General features: G+C 59.7%; 15 protein-coding genes. 7 read left to right on the top strand and 8 right to left on the bottom strand.

Annotated features, from left to right (window positions below; translation table 11 throughout):
• The 8 genes from ACN0SO_RS13170 to ACN0SO_RS13135 form a co-directional block, all read right to left on the bottom strand.
• Positions 1-837 carry a hypothetical protein gene (locus ACN0SO_RS13170; RefSeq protein ID WP_417678375.1) on the bottom strand — a complete coding sequence of 279 codons (837 nt, stop codon included), beginning with the start codon at positions 835-837 and terminating at the stop codon, positions 1-3.
• On the bottom strand, positions 825-2528 hold the full coding sequence (locus ACN0SO_RS13165; protein ID WP_417678373.1) for a 4Fe-4S dicluster domain-containing protein: 1704 nt from the start codon (positions 2526-2528) through the stop codon (positions 825-827). Before ACN0SO_RS13165 ends, ACN0SO_RS13170 begins: the two co-directional genes overlap by 13 nt.
• 11 nt (positions 2529-2539) lie before the next feature.
• Positions 2540-3559 (bottom strand): cytochrome c family protein, encoded by a 1020-nt coding sequence (locus tag ACN0SO_RS13160; RefSeq protein WP_417678371.1) that lies wholly within the window; start codon positions 3557-3559, stop codon positions 2540-2542.
• Positions 3560-3612: 53 nt separating this feature from the next.
• Positions 3613-4896 carry a 2Fe-2S iron-sulfur cluster-binding protein gene (locus ACN0SO_RS13155; RefSeq protein ID WP_417678369.1) on the bottom strand — a complete coding sequence of 428 codons (1284 nt, stop codon included), beginning with the start codon at positions 4894-4896 and terminating at the stop codon, positions 3613-3615.
• A gap of 43 nt (positions 4897-4939) precedes the next feature.
• Positions 4940-6409 carry a hypothetical protein gene (locus tag ACN0SO_RS13150; RefSeq protein WP_417678367.1) on the bottom strand — a complete coding sequence of 490 codons (1470 nt, stop codon included), beginning with the start codon at positions 6407-6409 and terminating at the stop codon, positions 4940-4942.
• Between the two features lie 18 nt (positions 6410-6427).
• Positions 6428-8632 (bottom strand): multiheme c-type cytochrome, encoded by a 2205-nt coding sequence (locus ACN0SO_RS13145; RefSeq protein WP_417678365.1) that lies wholly within the window; start codon positions 8630-8632, stop codon positions 6428-6430.
• Between the two features lie 267 nt (positions 8633-8899).
• On the bottom strand, positions 8900-10171 hold the full coding sequence (locus tag ACN0SO_RS13140) for a hypothetical protein (RefSeq protein ID WP_417678363.1): 1272 nt from the start codon (positions 10169-10171) through the stop codon (positions 8900-8902).
• A 139-nt stretch (positions 10172-10310) separates the two neighbouring features.
• Entirely contained in the window at positions 10311-10922 is a 612-nt protein-coding gene (locus ACN0SO_RS13135) for a DUF1134 domain-containing protein (protein WP_417678361.1), read from the bottom strand.
• A 265-nt stretch (positions 10923-11187) separates the two neighbouring features.
• Between ACN0SO_RS13135 and ACN0SO_RS13130 the strand changes: the two genes are divergently transcribed.
• From ACN0SO_RS13130 to ACN0SO_RS13100, 7 genes are all read left to right on the top strand, one after another.
• Positions 11188-11568 carry a YHS domain-containing (seleno)protein gene (locus ACN0SO_RS13130; RefSeq protein WP_417678359.1) on the top strand — a complete coding sequence of 127 codons (381 nt, stop codon included), beginning with the start codon at positions 11188-11190 and terminating at the stop codon, positions 11566-11568.
• Between the two features lie 101 nt (positions 11569-11669).
• On the top strand, positions 11670-12314 hold the full coding sequence (gene chpT / locus ACN0SO_RS13125; protein WP_417678357.1) for a histidine phosphotransferase ChpT: 645 nt from the start codon (positions 11670-11672) through the stop codon (positions 12312-12314).
• 133 nt (positions 12315-12447) lie between these two features.
• Complete coding sequence (locus ACN0SO_RS13120; RefSeq protein ID WP_417678355.1) at positions 12448-15210, top strand: chemotaxis protein CheW; 2763 nt, start codon at positions 12448-12450, stop codon at positions 15208-15210.
• Positions 15207-15689: a chemotaxis protein CheW gene (locus ACN0SO_RS13115; RefSeq protein WP_417678353.1), complete on the top strand. Its 483-nt coding sequence runs from the start codon at positions 15207-15209 to the stop codon at positions 15687-15689. Before ACN0SO_RS13120 ends, ACN0SO_RS13115 begins: the two co-directional genes overlap by 4 nt.
• A 41-nt stretch (positions 15690-15730) precedes the next feature.
• A complete protein-coding gene (locus tag ACN0SO_RS13110) occupies positions 15731-16096 on the top strand; it encodes a response regulator (protein ID WP_417678351.1) in 366 nt (121 codons plus the stop codon).
• A 26-nt stretch (positions 16097-16122) separates the two neighbouring features.
• Positions 16123-17331 carry a protein-glutamate methylesterase/protein-glutamine glutaminase gene (locus ACN0SO_RS13105; RefSeq protein WP_417678349.1) on the top strand — a complete coding sequence of 403 codons (1209 nt, stop codon included), beginning with the start codon at positions 16123-16125 and terminating at the stop codon, positions 17329-17331.
• The gene (locus ACN0SO_RS13100) at positions 17328-18200 is read left to right on the top strand and encodes a CheR family methyltransferase (protein WP_417678347.1); all 873 of its coding nucleotides are present in this window, start codon (positions 17328-17330) and stop codon (positions 18198-18200) included. Before ACN0SO_RS13105 ends, ACN0SO_RS13100 begins: the two co-directional genes overlap by 4 nt.
• The last annotated feature ends 171 nt before the right edge of the window (positions 18201-18371 follow it).

The raw sequence follows: 18371 nt of genomic DNA, 5'->3' as shown, positions 1-18371 counted from the left end.
TCAGGCTATCCCCGTCGAAAAGGCGTAGGCGATGACGACATGGATGACGATCACCACTGCCAGCGCGTAGGTTGGGGGGATATGCAGAAACAGCCAGAGCTTGAGCAGGCCGGCGTTGGCATAATGAAAGTCGAGGCCGTTTTTCGCTTCGACCAGTTCGCGCATCCGCGCCAGCCGGGCCTTGCCGTCGGCGTCGAGGTAGCGCTCAATGGAATCGAGTTCTCCCTGGAGCCGGGTCAAGGGCAGCCGCGAAGCGCGCAAATGGGCCAGGAGATTGCGCGGGCGAGCGAAAAACCGGCCGAGCAGATCGTTATAGAGTTTGGCGATACTCCGGGTGTTGCCGTCTTCCACGGACCTGAGCGCCAGGGCCTCGGCCTCCGCGGCAAGCTGGGCCCGGAAGACGGGTATGCGTTCGAAAATCATGCGCTCGCCGTAGGATTCCAGCCGTGTCGGAATGGTCTTGCTCATCCAGGTGCCCACCAGTCCGCTGATGGCGACCAGGACAAAAAGACCCCACAACAGCCATTCCAGCGGCGTGTCGGGGAGCTGGTAATGGGTGTGGGCGAGGAAAATGCCGACAGTGACGAAACCGAGGTAGATGTGCAGCAGCAGCCAGAACCGGACGCGCCCAAGCGGCAGGATCACGACGCGCTTGCGCAAGGTGAGCAGCATCATCACCGCCATGCAGCCCAGAAGAATCCAGCCATTGAAATACTGGGCGTCGCGCAGGGACACGTCGTAGCCGAGATTGCCCAGCAGAAACAGCGCGTAGGCCGCAGCGGCGAATACCAGGTTGAGGAGCACGCCCCGGTCGAAGAACCAGTTCAGCCAAGCCATTGGAGCAACTTCTCGGTATCGCGGATATTGGTGCGGGTCAGCGCGTCATGCGGACAGGCCTGGACACAGGCCGGGCCGGTCAGCTGATCGGAGCAGAAATCGCATTTGGTCGCCCGGCTGATCACCTCTCCGTCGTTGTCGCGGACCAGCGCGCCGGTTTCGTCGCGGATGTCGACCATGCGGATGTTGTTGTAGGGGCAGGAATTGGCGCAGGTCGCACAGCCGATGCAGATCGAATCGTCGATGACGACGACGCCGGTGTTCTCGGTCCGGTGGATGGCCCCGGTCGGACAGCCGATCAGGCAGACCGGGTCGGTGCAATGCATGCAGGCATTGGCGATCATGGCATTTTCAAACGAATAGCCGTGGCGCACGAACCTCGGATTGTAGTCATGGGCGGTCGCGCAGGCACGCACGCAGTCGTCGCAGCCGACGCAGCGGTCCAGATTGATCACCATGGCGTTCTCGCCGTTGATGAACCGGTGGTCGACGACGAAATCCATCATTCCCTGGCGCATTTCCTCCTTACGGCCCTTCACATCTGCCGAAAGGTCCTTCTTCAGGAATTTGCGGGGAAGGCCGGGCAGCACATGGGTCCGGATCAGGCTGGTCGGAATCCGGATCACGTCGACATAGCCGATGGCGCGCAGGCTGACATCGAGGGTCATGCCGCCACCGCCATTCTCCGTGGCCGCGATTTCGTCCAGCCCGAAGGTGTCGTTGCGGGAGAGATGGCTGATCGTTCTTTCGCCATGGTCGACCCGCTCGCTGACCCGGGCGAAGCCGCTGTTGATCAACAGCAGTCCATCGAGATGGTTGCCCTGTTCGCAGATCAGCGGTTCGTGCTCGATGACATGTCCGGTTCCGGCCTGTCGGGCGATTTCGCGCTTGAACCGGTGCGTCCAGTCGAAATTGCCGTAGGTCTCGAACAAGGACTGCCGGGCGATTTCATTGAGCTTGTCGCGGCTGACATGGTCGAAGACCGGGCATTCCTGAAGCCGGGTCAGCAGACCGCGTTCGTGATAGAGCGTGTCGATCCGCTGCCGGAAGGGTTCCGACCAGTTGCGGATATCCCGCAATCCCTGCCAGCGCAGTTCGAACAGAACCGTATCGTCCTCGAATGCGAAAACGCTTGCGCTGCGCAGGCTGCGGGTCAGGGCGGCCAGTTCGCCGAACATTTCCGGCGCCTGCAGGGTGAAGGCCGAATCGTGCTCTTCCAGCGTTGCGATATCGACCTTGCCCAACTCGCCGAGATCGCTCGCCTGGGGCGAGTTGGGCTTCCACCGCGCCCCGGCTTTCCGACGGGTTTTGCGGTATTCTGCCGGTTTGCGACGGGCCAGCAACTGCGCAAGCGAGCGGGACCAGGACTTCCGGCTCCGGGATCCGGGTTTGACATAGCCTGCCCCTGCGGACGGAGACGACAGGCCGATCACCTTGCCTTCCAGGATCGCAAACAGCGAGTTTCCGTAATCGCCCTTGCGGATGATCACTTCGCCACGATCGAAACGGCGGATGCGGCCGTCGTTGGCTATGATCCGGTCGAGAGGCAGCCAGTCCGGGAAGTCGCGGGCGTTGATGCCGGAGAAGGCCGGCAGGGCGAGGACGCGCGCAATGGCCTCTTCCCCCAGCGGTTCCTTGCCGAAAGGTTCATCCCAGCGCTGGTTACGCTCGTCGCGGAGTTCCGGATCCAAACCGACTGTCCTCAGTTCGAGACCGGTCCCTTGTACTTGTCCGGACCGGGTATGTATTTGTCGATGGCGGCGAAGGTGGTGCCATCATAGGTGTCGGAGAACTTCAACCCCAGGACCGAAATCTGGCCGGCCGCGTCGATCAGTTCGGCTTCGTTGTTGAGTTTCAGCTTGGCCGAATTGGCAACCTTGGTGATCTCGACCAGTTCGGGCGCATCCGGCAGCAGCTTTGCCAGGCTGGCCATCACCTTGCGTGCGTTGTCGGCCCGTTTTGCCATCTTCAGCGCGTAGTCCGCCTTCTCCGTCGCCTTGCTGACGCCGATCAGGGCGGTTTCCAGTTCGACGATCCGGCCGACGACGAACAGCATCCGCTTGCGCTCGGGCGAGGCTTCCTTGTTGCTTGCGCCCTTGTTGTACCAGTTGTTGTGGCGCACTTCGCCCTGGGACCAGCTGACCAGTTCGAACGGGCTGCCGGCAGCGTGGCCACCCACGTTGACCAGCTTCTCGTTCGGCACCAGGTGGCAGCTGAAGCAGTTCTTGGCGAGCGTGTAGGTCATTTTCGGGCGGATCATCCCCGCCTCTTCAGCCTTTGCCCAGCGGGCGGCGATTTCCTGAGGTGTCTCCTGGCCTTCCTTCTTGCCGCTGAAACCGGAGTGAACCTTGTACCAGTTCTTGCCGGCCGAGTGGCAGGACTCGCAGGAAATGCCGGCGATCACGTCCGGCTTCGAATTGACCGTCTGGGTGGTGAAATGACAGTTCAGGCAAAGACTGTCCGCCTTCAGCCGCTTCACACCCATTTTTTCCGCGATTTCCTTCGCTTCCTTGCTTTGGGGCAGGCTGCGGAAGGTGGCGAAGTGGTGGGTTTTCTGCCAGACCGCGGCTTCCGCCTTGTGACACTCGGCGCATTCGTTCGGACCGACGACGAGATCGGCATCGATCGCCATGGCCGGTGCCGTGAAGGCGGAGAAGAACATCGGGACGGCCATTACAGCGAGCCACCGCCAACGTGCTGAAATCATTCGCTTCATACTCATTTTACCGTCCTGTTTCTCAAATGAATTTAGAGTCTTGAAAATTGCCGTCATGCTCAGGCGTCGAGGACAATGTCCCCGTCCGGGCAGGCAATGCACAAGAGCGCCGTGCCCTTGGCCGGTTGGCTCGTCGGAGGCGTGACATAGGTGACCTTGCCTTCCTTGACGGCGGTCGCGCAGGTGCCGCAATTCCCGGCACGGCAGCCCGAAGCGATCTGAACGCCGCATTCCTCGGCAAGGTCCAGCAATGTTTCGGCGGCTTCATTCCAGGGAGCGGATTTGTTCGACCGAGCAAAGCTGACGGTTTTCGCTTCGCCATCACCTGGGGCACTTTCTGCTGCTCCCGCCGGGGCCGTCTTCTTCACGGATGCGGGACCAAAGGCTTCGAAATGAATATCGTCTTCCGGAACGCCCCATTCCTTCAGGCTGGTGGTGACCGCGTCCATCATTGGGGGCGGTCCGCAAATGTAGAATTCGTAATTCGACGTGCCGAGATAATTTTTCATCACGTCGACGGACAGGTAGCCCTGGCAATCGCAGTTCTTTTCCGAAACGTCGTTTTCAGCCGGTTCGCTGTAAAGGACGACCAAATGGAAATTGCTGTTGTTGTTGATGGTTTCACGGATTTCGTCGATGCAGGCGACATCCTCGCCATTTCTCACGGCATAGAAGAACCAGGCTTCCCGATGGCTGTTCGTATCGGCCAGCCACTTGAGCATGGACAAGACCGGTGTCAGGCCGACGCCGCCACCGATCAGCGCCACCGGACGGTCGGAATGAACGTCCAGATGAAACTTGCCGTTGGGCGCCATGACGTCGATGACGTCGCCTTCCTTGATATTGTTATGGAAGAAATTCGACGAAAGCCCGCCGGGGACATCCGGCCCGGCGGATGGCGGGGGACCCTGGCGGCGGACGGAAATCCGATAGAAATCGCGATCTTCCGGACTGCCGGAGAGGGAATAACAACGCACGACCGGGCGCGGCTGGTCGGGTATGCTCAGTTCGAACGTCAGAAACTGGCCCGGGAGGAACGGCGGAAGAGAGCCGCCGTCATGGGGCGCCAGGTAGAACGAACAGATATCGCCAACGCGATTTTCCAGCTGGCGCTTGATGACACGGAATTTCCGTTTGCCGGACCAAGTCAGGACGTTGCGTTGCCGGTCGGCTTCCGCACGATTGATCAGGATGTCGGTCTGTTTCTTGAAGAAAGCCAGCCGCTGCTGGTCCATGCTCCGCTTGCGCAAGGCGCCGGCGACCTGGGCGATCGCGCCGGCGCCTGCCTGAAGCAGCGCCGCGATCACGATAAAACCGCCGCCGATCTGGAGCGCCAGCATCATCGATCGCTCCTGGTTCTACGCATGGCTCTTGGCTTTGCGAACATCAGAATCGCGTCCTCAACTCCAACCGCAGCCCGGTACCCGTGGTCTGGTTCTGACCCTCGGAGACGAAGCCGTCCAATTGAATGCTACTGCGATTGTTCAAAGCGTGCAGCAACTGGCCGCCGAACGCAACAGCTCCGGTGTTCGAGCCGTCGGTATCTTTCCGCCCGCCCAGTTCCAGAGTCAGCTGCGTTTTTTCATGATTAAAGAACATCTGGTAGCCGAGGGCGCCCCCGAATACATCATTTGCCTGGTTCGACAGGGCCGAGCCTGCGAAACCGACGACCGGGGAAGCAAAAAGAATCCCGGCGCGGCCGAGCGGTCCGCCGGTGGTCGGCCCGCGGGCTGCGGAGGTATAGTTCTCGATGCCCCAGAACGCATTCGCATAAACAAGGTTTTCGGAGCCGGTCACGGTTCGGGAAACTTCGGAAAACAGGACAACGCCGCTGTCGACCGCCGGACCCTTTTCGTTGACGGCCAGGGAGCCGTTGATCCGGAACGAGGTGTTGAACTGGCCTATGCGCTGCGTGGCGGCTGCACCGAGGAACAGTCCGTCCCCGCCTTGAGGATTGGTGCTGATGACATAGGACCCGTCCAGGTTGACCGTGCTCCAGCGCAAATCGGTTTCCGTGAACAGACCCAGGAGATAGGCATCGCGGTCGCGGATATTGTCATTGCGATGGATGTTGCTCCAGCCGAAGAGGGCCGTCAGGCGCATGTCCGGCGTCAGGCCGGGGATCATGATCGTATCGCGTGTAATCCCGATGGCATCGATCGTGTCATTGATCATGATGCCTTCCTGGAAAAAGATCGGCTGACGGCCGATGGCGAAACCGAAATCGAGGGCCTTGTTGTCATCCGGATCGAGGTTCGGGAAGATTTCGCCGAATTCGCCTTCGAAAAACAGCGTGTTGATATAGGGATTAAGACCGTTTTCGAACGTGGTTCCCTGTGAATTGCGATGCAGGATCCCGGTTTGCTGGGCGCCGTCCGTGAATGGCGTGATCCCGAGCAGGATGCGTTCCGTCGGCGACAGCTTGAGATTGAAGAAAAGGTCGAGGCGGGTGGCCAGATACTCCTGGCTTTCCGCCCTGCCGTTATCGAAGTGCCCGGCCGCGTTGCGCCAGTTGCCGAAGACCCAGAGACCAGGCTGCCAGACCGCGCCGGTAGGCAGGGTGTATCCTGGTTCGATGTTTCCGTTTGCAAGGAATTTGTCGCCGCGCTCGATGATCGGAGGCGTTGGCTTAGGCTCGTTTTCCTTGGTGAACAGCGGCTTCGACTTTGTCGGAAGCGTGCTGCTGTGGTGCCCGCCCCCATACCGTTTCTGCGCCTTGTGAACCTCCTGTTCGGTCAGCATGGGACGGGGTTCTTCGCTCAGCGCGCTGCTGCTTGCCGCAAGGGCTTTGCCGCCCAAAGCCGAACAGGACAGCGCCAGATAGAACAGGACCTTGCCGATGCGCACGTTGTTCATCACCCCCCTCATGGCCCCCTAGTCGATCCGGACTTTTGACCGGCGCGTCCAGAGGACGGAACTTCCACGCACAATCTCCCGGGCAATCTGCGCAGGGCTCATGCCGTAATCGAAGCCTGCCCCCTGAATGGCGGCGATAAGATTGACCGGCACCATCTGGGAGATCAGGCTCACCGAAATGGAATAGGTTTCTCCCGGTTTCAGCCTGTTGCCGGGAATGTCATAGGTGGCAGTTCGGCTGGCGTTCGGCTCGATGGTCTGCTTGTGCTTGCGGGCGCCGCGGGGGCGGCCGTAGATGGTGGTTGCGCGGGTTTCCGGACGCACGAAGGGGAGAACGTCGGTCGAGGTGTTGACCGCAAGTACCTGTTCGCGCTCGCCTCCGCGGATCATGCGGACCAGGAATTTGGACTGCAGGCTGAAAAGATCCTTGTCGAGTGGCAGCTCGCCATTGTGAACATAAAGAGAGTGGGAATCACGGACATCGCCGTTCGGGTCCCTGTCCCCGGACACATAGACGATCTTTCCATGCCGGTCCCTGACTTCCACCTTCAGGAAGATCAGTCGCTCCGCATCGAAACCGGTCGGAACCGCATGGCCGTCGGTGCCGTTGCGCACATCCACCGAGAATTTCAGGCCGCTCCGGTCGCCTTTAAGAATATTGATGTCGCTCAGCTTGAAACCGTTGCGCAACACCTGTTCGCGCAGGGCCCTTGCTTTCGCCAGCCGTTCGAACTGAACCTTCAGAATTGCGCGGGCGTCGTAACGGTCGTCGATGGACTGCCAGGCCTTCGGGAACTTGTAATTGTCGGATACGGAATCCTCGAACTTGTCCGTTCCCCACCCTTCCCAATACCTGAACTGCAGCCACTCGCGCAGTGTCTTGAACTCGGCCGCCTCGACATTGTGCGGAAAAATGCCGGGATGGATGATGGAGTAATCCGGTCCGGCGAAGGAGTGGTCGGTCAGCTTGCGGTTCTTGGTCGGCACGTCGCCGACGATGGCCGCGGGACCATAGTGGTAGCCGGAGGCTACGCCCTGGATCTTGCCCATATGGCAATCCTGGCAGGTCTCGCCGCGCTTGGCCGCCGGTGTCTGCTTGAATTCGGCAAAGGCCTCTTCCAGGCGGAAACCGTTCAAAAGGGTCACATCGTGACAGGTTCCGCAGAAGCTCGGCTTTGTCAGAGTGAAGAACTTTTTGGCCTGGGTGTGGATGCTGCGGCCCGGATCGTCTTTCGATGTCGAGACGCGGTATTCTTCCGGATGGTTCAGAACCCGGGCGAGCTCCTGGTCACCGCTCGGGCCATAGACCGGGGAGAAGATGTCGCCTTGTTCAAGTGCGAAGCGGCCGCTGATCTTGCCGTAGTTCTTGTTGACCCGGTGGCAGGCCACGCAGGTAATTCCCTCGCGAGAGGTGGGCGGCCGGTCCAGATTGGTCACGTAAAGCGACTCGCCGAGGTTCATGCCGACCGGGTTGTGGCAACGGATGCAGAAATCGCCGTTGGTCGCGCTGGTCTTGATGTTGATGGTGGTCTGCATGGCCATGTAGACCGGGCTCAGCTGTGCGTAGGCGTGCTGGGAGACCGACCATTGTTCGTACTGGCGCGGATGGCAGGTGGCGCAGGTGTTGGCCGAGGGATACTTGCTTTCGATAAACAGGTTTTCGTGGGCTTCGTTGGCGGCCCTTTGCGTGATCGCCGGCTCTTTCTTCTTGTTCTCTTCCGCCGTTTCCAGCCCGCCACCGCCGGGCAGAAGGAGGTTTTCCTCGTCGCTTGGCAGGAGAAGGTCGTCTCCTCCGCCGTCAGCATTCAAAAGATCGTCACCGCTTTCGTTTCCGCCCGAAAGGAGGTCGTCGCCGCCGCTGTCATCGGACGTGAGCAGATCGTCGCTGCTGTCCGCAGGCGCTGCCAGGAGATTGTCGCTGTCGTCACCGGGCAACAGATTATCCGTATCCGATGCGGCCGCGTCATCCGGGTTGTTCAAAAGCGTATCGTCGGAATCCTCAAGAAGGGTGTCGTCGGCGGCCAGAACGATCGGGGCGGTTTCGCGGCGATCGAGGCCGGAAACGTAGTTTTCAAGCCGTGTTATGGCGTCGGCGCGAAGGCCATGATGTATGGTCGTCGGTGCCTGGTCGGCGGCGGCGGATGGTAATGCCGTGCCGATCGCTATTATTCCACCAAAAGACAGCAGAATCGAGCGGAACGGGAATCCGAGAAAAGTGATCATTGTTTCGCGTCTGTCTTTGGCCCCTCATTGCCGACTCACGCGCGTTTTTTATTTTGGAGTAATTCTATGCGTGCAACCGACATGCCGATAAAAGCAATAAATATGGGCCTATGGAACACAATATTTCCGTCGAGGCAACTATCGGGGCGAAATTGTGGCCGTATGGCCACAATAAAACATCAATCAACGGATCAGGTGACGCAGACGTAGGCGAGCCGTCCTAAAAAGGGGCTGCCCAGCTCGCGGCGCTGCCCGGCTTTCGCAGGCTTAAGCAACATCCCGATTCTTGTCCTTGGAGCCGGTGTCAGGCTTCTTTTTGGAATCGGTCTTGTTTGTCGGCGTTGCGTCACTTTCCGCATTCGCCTGGCTGGATTTGACGATGCGGCTGACAAGGGCGCTGACCGGAGTTGGCGCTTTCTGGGGGCCTTCGGAAGTTGTCTTCCGGTCTTTTCCGGGCTTGTCAGCGCGATCCGCTTCCGCAGAGGGTTGTTTCCGGCTGTCCGGTTTGCCGGTCGTCTTGTTCTTCGCGGCCGGGGCCTGTTTATCCGCAGTTCCGGATTTTCCCGAAACGGGGCCGGTGTCGCGTTCGGCGATCCGTTTGCCGAGTTCCTTGAGCTCCTCGCGCAGGCCGGAAAGCGCGGGGGTCGCGTTCAGGTCCTGGCGCAGGCGCATGATCTGATTTTGGGCTCTGAGCAACGTCCGTTCCCGATCCCGGGTCAGGGCGGTCAGGCGGGCCTTTTCGGTTTCAGCCCATTTCAGATCGCGCTCCAGCCGTTCCACGAGGTCATCGCGCGGCAGGTCGACGGTTTCGATCTGTACGGTGAGGCGGGCGACTTCCGCTTGCGCGGAAATATACTGGGTTTCGGCATCAACCAGCTGCGCTTCCAGGTCTTTCACGATTTTCTGGAGCTTGGCCGCGCCGGTCTCCAGATGCAGGTCGGGAGAAGGGATCTCGCCGCCTTCGTATTTCGCCAGGCGCGCCTTCAGTGTGGAAATCTGGGATTCAAGGCCGGTAATCGTGGCGAGGGCCATCGTATCCTCGGCCGGTAGCCATCCGCTCTCGTCGGTCGATTTGGCCTTGAGAACGTCCGCTTCCGCGTGGGCGGCTGCCAGAGCCTGCTCGGTCTCGTGCAGTTTCTGGCGGACGGTTTCCAGTTCCGCCTGCAGCTCCGCCTGCCGGCCCTTGGATTTTTCCGTGACCTCGTTCTCGAATTCCTGACGAAGACTTTTGAGTTCGGCTTCGTGTTTCGACTTTTCCTTGATCAGCTCGGCGGCCAGCTTGCCCGCCTCCAGGCGGAAGGTCACGGCATTTTCCCGCTCCTTGTCGAGGGCCCGCTCGACCTTCCGGACCGCCAAGGCATGCTGGGCACGCTCATGATCCTGAGCGCCCCGGACTTCCGCGTAGGTGGACGGATTGACGGCTTTCATGGCTTCCTGGGTGAGCCGGACGGCGCGCCTGTAGACAGCAGGCAGGATCGCCAGGCCAAGGAGCGTGGCTATAAAAAATCCGAGTGCACCATACATTGCCGCTTCGATCACGACCGGCTCCAGATCACTTGCAGGACTTCAAATCACAGTGCATCAATAAACGACGCGATGTCGGAGAGCAACGATTTGCGCCGTTGTTCATGGGGAACCCAGCGTCATTTTCAATTGGATACCGCTTCATGCCATTCGGTCAGAACGGGTTCCATGTGGGCTTGTCGGTGAATTTCAGATAGCCGATGTTCACGCCCAGACGGGCGCCGAGCCCGGACTTGATCGGAACCACGAAAACGTTGTTGTTGGACAGGACGGTCATGCCGACTCCGCCCACAAGATAGGCGGATCCGTTGACGCCGACGTATCGCTTGTAGATGGCATCCACGGTCGGCAGATTGTAGATCAGCATCATCACCCGGTCGCCGTTTCCGCCAAAGTCCCATCCGATGGACGGTCCCTGCCAGAAGATCTTGTGGGTGCCTGCGTTGCGGGTATAGAGATGGCCCTCGCCGTAGCGGGCTCCGGCAACGATCGCGCCGGCGCCTTCTTCGCCGAGAATATAGCCGTTCGGCTCCCCGTATTTGGCAAAGGCCTTTTCCACGACCGAGGCGAGGCCGCCTGAAACCGATCCGAAAAATTTGTGCCCGGTGGCAACGACCTGGTCCTGGCCGTAGGTCTGCTCCGGCGGCTGTGCGTGCGCTTTGCCGCTGTCCGTGGTCGCGGAAAATCGCGGGAGTGCGAGAACCGCACCGAAAACCATGAAGGCTGCCAGGCTCCGCAGGATCTTGGCTTTGGGCAATGCTGACATGGAAGGCTTTCTCCTCAAAGGAGCAGGACGGGTCTGCCGGTGCGCCCTGCGATAAACCGGGATCGTTCTTTGCCGGTGCTATAGTGTCTGCGCTGTGCGACTGATTCGCCAGTGAAGACAGCCAAACGCATAGTCCGGACAAATGCAAAACTGGAGAGGAAATAGGACGAGGGTAAGGCTCGCGTTCCTTTGTACCGCAGCTTTCTGCTTTGGAACCGGAATTTTTACCGGAATCGAAAGGGGCAATGCGCGTCCACCGCTTTTCGTGCCGGACCCTATCGCAGGATATGCGATCGGCGGTCACGACCCGGTTTCGTATTTCGTCGATAATCGTCCGCGTCAGGGAAGCCGAAAGTTTTCCTACAAATGGGGAGGGGCCGAATGGGTGTTCGTCAATCAGGGAAATCTCGCGGCTTTCAAGAAAAATCCTGAAATCTATGCGCCGTTGTTTGCCGCGTGCGGCGCTTATGCCCTGACAAATGGCTTCGCGACGTCCGGAAATCCGTTCATCTTCGCCATCGTCGGCAGAAAGCTGATTTTCTTCCATTCGGAGGTCAACCGGTTCCTCTTTCTCGTCAATGACCGGCAGTTGCTGGCGGAAGCGGAAGCAAATGCACAGAAAACTGGCTGTGTTCCGAACCGCTGAATTTGTCTGCGGCTTGGCATTGAAGCCCGTCGTGTGTATCCCTTGAAATCACAGTTAACGAATCAATTGGCATCAGTTCGCCGAAAGAGCCTTGGATAGCCATGCCCGAACTTAAAGAACTTTCCGCGCTTGACCTTGCTGCCCTCGTAGCCAGCCGGGTATGTCATGACATTATCAGCCCGGTCGGTGCCATAACCAACGGGCTGGAGGTTCTGGACGAGGAAGGCTCGGAGGACATGCGCGAGTTCGCCATGGACCTGATCCGGAAAAGCGCCCGCCAGGCTTCGGCGAAACTGCAGTTCGCGCGGCTTGCTTTCGGCGCGGCCGGGTCGGCCGGAGCGGAGATTGATCTGGGCGATGCACAGGTCGTTGCGACCGGGTTCATGGAAAACGAGAAGTCCGATCTCGTCTGGGAAGTGCAGCGGCACCTGATGCCGAAGAATTTCGTCAAACTTCTGCTAAATCTTATTCTGATCGCTAACCAGTGCGTTCCGCGTGGCGGGGAAATCAAGGTCGAGATGGAGGGCGAGCCGTCCGCTCCTTCCTTCCTCCTGACCGCCAAGGGCCTCAACCCGCGTATTCCGCTGGGCATGAAGGAAACGCTGTCTGGAGAAGAGCCCGAACGGATCGACGCCCATTCGGTGCAGCCGATTTACGCGCTTCTGCTTGCCCGGGAAAGCGGGATGAAGCTTGATATCGACAAAGATGAGGACCTTGTAAAAATTACTGCCTCCATGAAAATATAGAATATAGAAAGAAAAACTCTTTTTGCGCTTCAGCGTATCTTAACTGTTTCGCCTCACCCTTTCGACATGGACATAACGGTCCAGCCGCCTCTACGAGGCGCGGAACCAGTAACCAGTCGGGTGAGAGCAGGCCATGGACGACCTCCTCAGGGAATTTATTACTGAGACCAATGAAAGTCTCGACGTTGTCGACGTTGAACTTGTCAAATTCGAGCAAGAGCCGAACAACGCGACAATTCTTGATAACATCTTCCGCCTTGTGCACACGATCAAGGGCACATGCGGTTTCCTGGGGCTCCCACGACTTGAAGGCATCGCACACGCTGCTGAGACACTGATGGGCAAGTTCCGTGACGGGGCTCCCGTCACGCAAGAGGCCGTGTCGATCATCCTGACGTCGATTGACCGGATCAAGGAAATCCTTGCCGATCTCGAAGCGGCGGAAGGCGAGGAACCGCAAGGCGACGACAGCGATCTGATTTCCGAAATGGAACGCATGTCGACCAATGCGGATACGGGCAAAGCGGCCGCAAGCGATGCGGAAGCCGAAGCGGAAGCGCCGGAAGAGGAAGCTGCCGGCGATATTTTGCCGGATCAGACCCTGGAACGCCCGCTGCGCCCCGGCGAGGTTTCTCTCGACGAACTGGAACGTGCCTTCCGCGAAACGGAAGTCGAGGCGGAAGTCGTGGATCCGGTCGCAGACGAGGCTGTTGAAGATGCCGCTCCGGTTGCTGCGGCTTCTCCGGTCAAGGAAAAGGCTGCCGCGAAGGGTGCGGGCAAGGCCAAGGCCGACGGCGACAAGAAATCCGGCGGCGGCTCGTCCGTTTCCAACCAGTCCATTCGTGTGGCGGTCGATACGCTTGAGCACCTGATGACCATGGTGTCGGAACTGGTGCTGACCCGGAACCAGCTTCTGGAAATCGTCCGCCGTCATGAAGACAGCGAATTCAAGGTTCCTCTGCAGCGGCTGTCGAATGTCACGGCCGAACTGCAGGAAGGCGTCATGGCGACGCGCATGCAGCCGATCGGCAATGCATGGCAGAAGCTGCCGCGCATCGTGCGTGACCTGTCCCAGGAACTGGAAAAGCCGATCGAACTCGAAATGATCGGCGCCGATACCGAACTAGACCGCCAGGTCCTTGAAATGATCAAGGATCCGCTGACCCACATGGTCCGCAACTCGGCCGACCACGGCCTGGAAATGCCGGCGGACCGCAAGGCTGCGGGCAAGCATGAGAAGGGTACCATTACCCTTGCCGCTTACCATGAAGGCGGTCACATCATCATCGAGGTCCGCGACGACGGTAAAGGTCTCGACGTCAGCAAGATCAAGGCGAAGGTGCTCGAGCGCGGACTTGCGACCGAAGCCGAATTCGACAAGATGACGGACGCCCAGATCCACAAGTACATCTTCGCTGCGGGTTTCTCGACCGCTGCCGAGGTGACCAGCGTTTCCGGCCGCGGCGTCGGCATGGATGTGGTGCGCAACAACATCGAAATCATTGGTGGTACGGTCGATCTTCGCTCGACGCCGGGCAAGGGAACGACCTTCACCATCAAGATCCCGCTGACGCTGGCCATCGTTTCGACCCTGATCGTCGAAGCCAGCGGCGATCGGTTCGCGATCCCGCAGCTTTCGGTCGTGGAGCTGGTGCGAGTCCAGACGAACTCCGAACACCGGATCGAACGGATCAAGGACACCCCGGTTCTGCGTCTGCGCAACAAGCTTCTGCCGCTGGTACATCTGTCCCAGCTGCTCGGCATCTACGAAGGCGAAGACGTCGAGAATGCCATCGATGCGGACAACGGCTTCATCGTGGTCATGCAGGTTGGCAGCCAGACCTTCGGTGTCGTGGTGGACGGCGTCTTCCATACCGAGGAAATCGTGGTCAAGCCCATGTCCACGATGCTGCGTAACCTGACCATGTTCTCCGGCAACACCATCCTCGGTGACGGTTCGGTGATCATGATCATCGATCCGAACGGAGTTGCCAGCGCCATGGCAAGCCATGCTTCCAGTGCGGTGGCCGAGCAGACCGAAGAGGAAGCGGAAGATCTGACGAAGAAGGCGCATACCAATCAGTCGTCGATTTCGCTGCTTCTCTTCCGTGCAGGCGCTCCCGAGCCCAAGGCGGTTCCGCTTTCGCTGGTTACCCGCCTGGAGGAGTTCGAGGTCTCCAAGATCGAGCGCTCCAACGGACGGGATCTGGTTCAGTACCGCGGCGCCCTCATGCCGCTCGTCTATGTCACCGACGGCGATCAGCACAAGACCGAAGGCACCCAGCCGATGCTGGTGTTCTCCGACAGCGGTCGTTCCATGGGCCTCGTGGTCGACGAGATCGTCGACATTGTCGAGGACCGCATGAACATCGAGGTCGGCTCCGAGCGTCCCGGCATCCTCGGATCCGCGGTGGTCAAGGAGCGCGCGACGGAAATCATCGACCTCGGCTATTACCTGCCGCAGGCGTTCGAAGACTGGTTCATGCGCAAGGAAATGGACATCGAGGCCCTGACCAAGAAGGTCCTGTTCGTCGACGACTCCGCTTTCTTCCGGAACATGCTGACACCTGTCCTCAAGGCCGCAGGCTACGATGTCACGACCTGTGACAGCGCGAGCCATGCCTTCGAACTGCTTGAAAACGGCGCGAAATTCCATGCGGTCGTCAGCGATATCGAAATGCCGGAAATCAACGGTTTCGAGTTCTGCGAAGCGCTCCGGCGCGATCCGAGGTTCCGGAATATTCCGGTCCTGGCCCTGTCCGCCATGGTGACGCCGGCCTCCATCGAGCGCGGCCGTCAGGCGGGCTTCGACGACTATGTCGCGAAATTCGACCGTCCGGGCCTGATCGCGGCCCTGAAAGATGTGTTCTCCGGTGAAATGGGAGTAGCAGCATGACTGTGCTGGAAAAACAAGTCACCACTGGCAGTGACATGATCCAGTATGTCACCGTGGTCATCGGCGGACAGCTTTTCGGCCTGCCGATTTCCCAGGTGCATGACGTGTTCGTGCCCGAAAGCGTCACGCGCGTGCCGCTTTCGGCGCCGGAAGTGGCCGGTGTTCTCAATCTGCGCGGCCGGATCGTGACGGCCATCAACATGCGCCGCCGGCTGCATCTGCCGCCTCTGAAGGAAGGGCAGATGATGGCAGTCGGCATCGAATACAAGCATGAAAGCTACGGCCTGATGATCGACTCGGTCGGCGAGGTTCTGACGCTGCCGGTCGCCTCGGCCGAAGCCAACCCGTCCAATCTCGACAAGCGCTGGGCCGAAATTTCCGGTGGTGTTCATCGGCTTGAAGGCAAGCTCATGGTCATTCTGGATGTCGATCGGCTTCTGGGGGCAATGTTTACCGAACAGCCGATGGTTGCTGCATAACGTTGTGATCGGCCGGCTGGTCGAAAGTGGAGTTAAACCTGATGAAACAGTGCCTTGTAGTTGACGATTCGAGCGTCATCCGAAAGGTCGCCCGCAGAATTCTGGAAGACCTGAATTTTCAGATCACGGAAGCGGAAGATGGCCAGCAGGCGCTGGACGAGTGCCGCAAAAGCATGCCGGATGCGATCCTTCTGGACTGGAACATGCCCGTCATGGACGGACTTGAGTTCCTGACGAGCCTGCGCGCCGAAGAGGGCGGCGAGAAGCCGATCGTCGTTTTCTGTACCACTGAAAACGACGTTGCGCATATCGCCCGGGCTATTCGGGCTGGAGCCAACGAGTACATCATGAAACCTTTCGACCGCGAAATCGTGGAAGCGAAGTTTCAGGAAGTTGGCCTCATCTAACAGTATCGTGCGTTCGGGTTCAGTAGATGGCATTTGCGCAAAAGACCTCCACTCCGGGGGCAAGCCAGGATAGCGATCCCATCCGTGTGATGGTGGTCGATGATGCGGTGGTCATCCGGGGGCTTTTGACCCGCTGGCTGGATGATGCTCCCGGCCTGACCGTGGTCAGCTCCCAGCGGAACGGCAAGCTGGCGGTGGACGACATCCTCAAGAGCAACCCGGACGTGGTTGTTCTCGATATCGAAATGCCGGAAATGGACGGCATGACCGCGCTGCCGCTGATGTTGGCCAAAAAACGCGACCTGGTCGTCATCATGGCGTCGACCCTGACCCGCCGGAACGCCGAAATCAGCTTGAAGGCCCTGTCCCTGGGTGCTGCCGACTACGTGCCAAAACCGGAGTCGACCTCCGAGGTGACGACGTCGGTGGATTTCCGCCGTGAACTGATCGACAAGGTCAAGGCGCTCGGGCTTCGCGCCAGACGCCTGCGCGGTCCCGCGCACAGAATGCGGGCGGAAACGACGGCCGGACGCACCGCGGCGCCGATACCGGCAAGCCGGGCTCCCGATACGCGTGAGGCCTTTCGCGGCGCAGCCAGGCCGGCGGCACCGGCCGCGGCGACGTTTAAGCTGCGCCCCTATTCCTCCGCGAAGCCGCGCATTCTGGCCGTCGGGTCTTCCACCGGCGGTCCGCAGGCTCTGCAAGTGGTCATGAAGGCGATCGGGACGTCGATCCAGGATGTGCCGGTGGTGATCACCCAGCATATGCCGCCGACCTTTACCGCAATTCTCGCAGAACATGTCGGCAAGGCCGCCCTTCGCCCCGCGGCGGAAGGCAAGGACGGCGACGTGCTGCAGCCGGGTCATATTTACGTCGCTCCGGGCGGAAAGCACATGGTGCTGGAAAAGGATGCCGGCACGGTCAGAATCCGCCTGAACGACAATCCGCCCGTCAATTTCTGCAAGCCGGCGGTCGATCCCCTGTTCGACAGCGTGGCAAAAATTTACGGATCCGCGACCCTGGCTCTCATTCTGACCGGAATGGGCCACGATGGCGCCGACGGAGTGCGGACGATTGCCGCCGGCGGCGGCAGCATCATCACCCAGGATGAAGCGTCCAGTGTTGTCTGGGGCATGCCCGGCGCTGCCGCTCAGACCGGAATGTGTAGCGATATTCTGCCGCTTTCGGAGATCGGACCGAAAATCAGCCGCGTACTCAAAGGGAATACCAGATGACACCGGGCGAGTTCGAGTTCCTGAAAAAATTCCTGAAAGAACGCTCCGGTCTGGTTTTGTCGAACGACAAGCAATACCTGGTCGAAAGCCGTCTGTTGCCGATTGCCCGCAGTTCCAAGCTGGAAACGCTGAGCGCCGTGATCGGCGTGTTGCAGAGGGGCACCAACAAGGCGCTTGAGACGGACGTCGTGGAAGCGATGACGACCAACGAGTCTTTCTTCTTCCGCGACAAGACACCGTTCGATCACTTCAACGAAACGATGCTGCCGGCCCTCCTGGAAGGGCGTGCAAGGACGCGGCAGATCAAGATCTGGTGCGCTGCCGCTTCGACCGGCCAGGAACCCTATTCCCTGGGGATCTGTCTGAAGGAAGCGCAGTCCAAGGTCGCCGGATGGCGGACCCGGATCCTTGGAACCGACCTGTCCAACGAGGTTCTGGACAAGGCAAAGGCCGGGCTCTACAGCCAGTTCGAGGTGCAGCGCGGCCTGCCGATCCAGATGCTTCTGAAGTATTTCGACCAGAAGGGCGACATGTGGCAGATCAATGCCGGCCTGCGCGCCATGGTCGAATGGAAGAAGCTCAATCTCCTGGATAATTTCTCGCATCTGGGCGAGTTCGATATCGTCTTCTGCCGGAATGTTCTGATCTACTTCGACCAGCAGACGAAATCCGAAATCCTCGGCCGGATCGCAAAAAGCCTTCCCGAAGACGGATATCTGGTGCTCGGCGCCGCGGAAACGGTCGTCGGCCTGACGGATGCCTTCAAGCCGGTTCCGGGAAAACGCGGTTTGTTCCAGCGCAATGTTGCCGCCAAAGCGGCGACAGGTCCGGCGCCCAGGACGTTTGCCACGGCGAACCTCCAGCGCTGAGCCACGGCAGACTTGGAATGTCAGTTCGAAATGGCGGCCTGCGGGCCGCCATTTTTTTAAAGGCGACGCGCATAAGGGCGTCGAGCCATGTCTGCTCGGTGCTTTGCTATAACAAAAAACCCCGCCGAGACGGCGGGGTTTGGAAATTCGTGACCGTGGTCGCAGGAAAGT

This window comes from Roseibium sp. (genome assembly GCF_048260565.1).
Classification (GTDB): domain Bacteria; phylum Pseudomonadota; class Alphaproteobacteria; order Rhizobiales; family Stappiaceae; genus Roseibium.
Note: the sequence above shows the minus strand (reverse complement) of the source record. Positions and strands in the feature narration are given on the sequence as shown.